The 1,240-nt window shown below is 68.8% G+C and carries 2 protein-coding genes and 1 pseudogene; all 3 read left to right on the plus strand.

Features of this window, described 5'->3' with window-relative positions; all coding sequences use genetic code 11:
* Nucleotides 1-617 (plus strand): HEAT repeat domain-containing protein (locus tag ELR45_RS38390; RefSeq protein ID WP_205856872.1); only part of this gene is annotated, 617 nt, incomplete at its 5' end.
* 16 nt (nucleotides 618-633) lie between these two features.
* Nucleotides 634-861, plus strand: coding sequence for a 4Fe-4S dicluster domain-containing protein (locus ELR45_RS19245; RefSeq protein ID WP_129667826.1), 228 nt, complete (start codon nucleotides 634-636; stop codon nucleotides 859-861).
* Between the two features lie 13 nt (nucleotides 862-874).
* Nucleotides 875-1,240, plus strand: a pseudogene (locus ELR45_RS38395) (ABC transporter substrate-binding protein); the annotation flags it as partial.

Below are 1,240 nucleotides of genomic sequence, written 5' to 3' on the forward strand. Positions count from 1 at the left end.
TGGCGGACCAGCACGACGACGTCCGGCGGGAGGTGGTCCAAGGGTTGGTCTCGCTCGACGCCTTGGAAGCACTCGCGGCGGCGGTGCCCGACGCCGCGAGCTCGGTGCGGATCGCAGTGGCGCGTGGCATCGGTGCGGTGGCCGACCCGAGGGGTGTGACCAGCCTGGTCACGCTCGCGGAGGATGCCGAACCGCTGGTCCGCGCCGCGGCGCTGAAGTCGATGGCGCACACCGGATGCACCGACAAGGCCACCGGCCTCGCGTTGCGCGCGATCACCGAGGCGGCGTGGCAGGTGCGGGAGGGAGCCGCGGTCGCCCTCTCCGTTTCGGAACCCGACGACGCCGTCGACGCCTTGGTCACCGCGACACGCGACGACAACCTCGATGTCCGCAAGGCGGCCGTCCGCGCGCTGGCCGGCTGGTCACGTCACCGCCCCGACGTGCTGGCCACCCTTGAACTCACGCTCACCGACGTCGACGCCGACGTCCGCGCATTCTCCCGCATGGGCCTGGACTCCGCGAGCGCCCCGCCGATCGGAGAGCCCGACGGCCCGGCCCACGACGGGATTCCCACCCGCCCCGGCACCCAGAGTTCGACCGACAGCACTGATCACTGACGAAGGGATCGAGAAGATGGCACAGGCAACCACGCGTGTAGACGTGCCGGTCACGATCGACGAGGAGACGTGCATCGATGGATGCACGCTCTGCGTCGACATGTGCCCGCTGGACTCACTCGCGATCAACCCGGATTCCGGCAAGGCCTACATGCACGTCGACGAGTGCTGGTACTGCGGTCCGTGTGCCGCCCGGTGCCCGGTCGACGCGGTGACGGTCAACATTCCCTACCTGCTGCGCTGAGCCGGAGCCGACCATGAACCCGAACTCGAAGCGTGTGCTCAACGGGCATGCGCGGCCGGCCCTGGCGATGGCTGGGGTCATCCTCGGTGTGGCTGCGTGCGGCTCGGAGACCGCGACAGAGAGCGGCAGCGGGACCGTCGTCGTCAATGTCGGTTATCAGTCCAAGACCATCAACACGGTCACCGCCGGCACGCTCCTTCGCGATCAGGGGATCTTCGAGGACAAGCTGGACCGGCTCGGTGAAGAGACGGGCGCCGAGTACTCCGTCGAGTGGCACGACTTCGCCTCCGGACCACCGCTGACTGCGCAGATGCTGGCCGGCCAGGTCGACATCGGATCCATGGGCGACTATCCGATCCTGGTCAACGGTGCCGAGACG

Origin of the sequence: Phytoactinopolyspora endophytica (genome assembly GCF_004138495.1) — a bacterium.
GTDB lineage: Bacteria > Actinomycetota > Actinomycetes > Jiangellales > Jiangellaceae > Phytoactinopolyspora > Phytoactinopolyspora endophytica.